The 3,062-nt window shown below is 69.2% G+C and carries 1 protein-coding gene; it reads left to right on the top strand.

The features are described 5' to 3' along the window. Positions 1 to 3,062: AMP-binding protein (locus A3CE_RS0100005; protein WP_211231796.1), on the top strand; the 3,062-nt coding region annotated here is incomplete at both ends.

Genomic DNA, 3,062 nt, shown 5'->3' with positions numbered 1-3,062 from the left:
AGGTGTCCCGTTCTCCGCGGGAGTTCTGGGGTTTGCTGGAGCGGGAGCGGGTTACGGTGTTGAGTCAGACGCCGTCGGCGTTTTATCAGCTGATGGCGGTCCGGTCCGAGGTTGGTGGGCTGGAGCATGTGCGGGCGGTGGTTTTTGGTGGTGAGGCGTTGGAGCCGGCACGGCTGACCGGTTGGTGGGAGCGGTACGGCGAAGCTGGGCCGCGGTTGGTGAACATGTACGGGATTACCGAGACGACGGTGCATGTCACTCATCACGATCTCGCTCCGGATATTCAGGGCAGTGTGATCGGGCGTGGTCTTCCTGGTCTGTCGGTGTTCGTTCTGGATGAGTGGCTTCAGCCGGTGCCGGTGGGTGTGGTGGGTGAGTTGTATGTGGCCGGGCCGCAGGTGGCTCGGGGGTATGTGAATCGTGCGGGGTTGACGGGTGAACGGTTCGTGGCGTGCCCGTTCGTGCCGGGGCAGCGGATGTACCGGACCGGGGACCGGGCCCGCTGGAACCCCGATGGGCGGTTGGTGTTCGCCGGGCGTGTCGATGACCAGGTGCAGGTCCGGGGGTTCCGGATCGAGCCGGGTGAGGTCGAGGCGGTGCTCGCGGCGCATCCCGGCGTGACGCGGGCCGTGGTGATTGCGCGGGAGGACGTCCCCGGTGATGTCCGGTTGGTGGGTTATGTGGTGCCTGCGGGGGAGGTGGAGGGGCTGCCGGAGGTGGTGCGCGGGTTCGCGGCCGGTCGGTTGCCGTCGTACATGGTGCCGTCGGCGGTGGTCGTGCTGGAGGCGATGCCGTTGACGGGCAACGGAAAACTGGACCGCTCGGCGCTGCCGAAGCCCGGTCACAGCGGTGGCGGGCGGGCGCCTGCCACAACGGAAGAAGAGCTGGTGTGCCAGGGCTTCGCCGAGGTGCTCGATGTGGAGCGCGTGGGGCTTGATGACGACTTCTTCGCGCTGGGTGGGCATTCGCTGCTGGCGGTGTCACTGGTGGAGTGGTTGCGTCAGCGTGGCGTTTCGGTGTCGGTGCGGGCGTTGTTCCTGACGCCGACCCCGGCCGAGCTGGCCGCGGTGGCCGGTCCGGAGCCGGTGGTGGTACCGCCGAATCTGATCCCGGCCGACACCACCGAATTGACGCCGGGGATGGTGACGCTGGTCGACCTGACCGAGGTCGAGATCGCGCGGGTGGTGGCGGCCGTGCCGGGTGGGGTGGCGAACATCCAGGACATCTACCCGCTCGCGCCGTTGCAGGAAGGCATCTTCTTCCACCACCTGATGACCGGCCGGGACGGCACGGATGTATACGCGACTCCGACAGTGCTGGCTGTGGACAGCCTGGCGCGGCTGGACGGTCTGCTGGTGGCGTTGCGCTGGTTGATCGATCGACACGACATCTATCGCACCGCGGTACTGTTCGACGGGCTTCGGGAGCCGGTTCAGGTGGTCACCCGCCGTGCTCCGCTGCCGGTCGAGGAAGTGGTCCTCGACCCGCACGGCCCGGACCCGGTCGACCAGCTCCTGTCCGCGGGCGAATCCGCCATCGACCTGACGCGGGCGCCGCTGCTGCGGGCTCGTGTGCTGGCGGTCCCGGACGGTGGCTGGCTGGTGCTGTTGCGCATTCACCACCTGATCCAGGATCACACCACCTTCGACGTGGTGCTTGACGAACTTCGCGCGTTCCTTTCCGGTGAGGCGGACGAGTTGCCGCCACCGGTGCGGTTCCGTGACTTCGTCGCGCAAGCCCGGCGTGGCGTGTCACAGGAGAACCACGAACGCTACTTCACCGAGCTGCTCGCCGACGTCACCGAAACCACCGCCCCTTACGGGCTTACGGACGTTTACGGTGATGGCACCGGCTCGGCGCAGGTCCGGTCGACGGTGGACGCCGCGCTGACCGATCGGCTCCGAGGCCTGGCGCGGAGGTTCGGGGTGAGCCCGGCGACGCTGTTCCACCTGGCGTGGGCGCGCGTACTCGGCACGCTGTCCGGTCGTGACGACGTCGTGTTCGGAACCGTCCTTTTCGGACGCTCGGACGCCGGTGCGGGAACCGGCCGTACGCCGGGGCTGTTCATCAACACGCTTCCGGTGCGGGTACGCCTGGCGGGCGGGAACGTGGACGAGGCCCTCGTGGACATGCGCCGCCAGCTCGCCGACCTGATGGTGCACGAACACGGTTCGCTCGCCACGGCGCAACGGGCCGGCGGGGTGCCCGGGACGAGCCCGCTGTTCACCTCGCTGTTCAACTACCGGCACAATCTGCCCACCGACCGGCATCCCGGGACCGGCCTCGACGGTGTGACCCCGGTGCTGGTGCGGGACTACTCGAACTACCCGATGGTCGTGTCCGTGGACGACGACGGGACCGGTTTCGAGCTGGAGGTGGAGGCCGCCGCCCCGGTCGACCCGTCCTGGGCGGGCGAGCTCCTGCTGACGTGCGTCGAAGGCCTGGCGGTGGCGTTGGAGCAGGACCCCGGAACCGCGCTGTCCACTGTGGACGTACTCGGTGCGGCCGGGCGGGAACGGATCCTGACGGAATGGAACGACACCGCGGCGACCGCGCCGGGCATGTCCGTGCCCCAGGCGTTCGCGGCGCGCGTCGCGGCCGAGCCGGACGCGATCGCCGTGGTGAGTGCCGACGGTGAACTCACCTTCCGCGAGCTGGACGCGCGTTCGGATCGTCTGGCGCGGGTGCTCGTGGGTGGCGGAATCGGGCCGGAGCCGGTGTTCGCCGTGCTCATGGAGCGATCGGCCGATCTGGTCGTGGCCGCGCTCGCCGTGGTGAAGGCCGGCGGGGTGTTCCTCCCGCTGGACTCCACCTGGCCGGCGGCACGGACCCATGCGGTGCTGAAGGACGCGGGTGCCTGTCTGCTCGTGGTGAGCGAGGCTACGGCAGGCCAGGACTTCGGCCTCGTGGAGGTGCGGGCGGACGCCGGGGCCGACGTGGGCTTGCTCCCGGTCGTCCCGGAATCGGGTGCGGCCTACGTGATGTATACGTCGGGGTCGACGGGGGTGCCGAAGGGTGTTGTGGCCACGCACGGGGATGTGGTGCGGCTGGCGAAGGATCGC

This window comes from Amycolatopsis balhimycina FH 1894 (assembly GCF_000384295.1).
GTDB classification, from domain to species: domain Bacteria; phylum Actinomycetota; class Actinomycetes; order Mycobacteriales; family Pseudonocardiaceae; genus Amycolatopsis; species Amycolatopsis balhimycina.
This window is presented reverse-complemented; position numbering and strand designations above follow the sequence as displayed.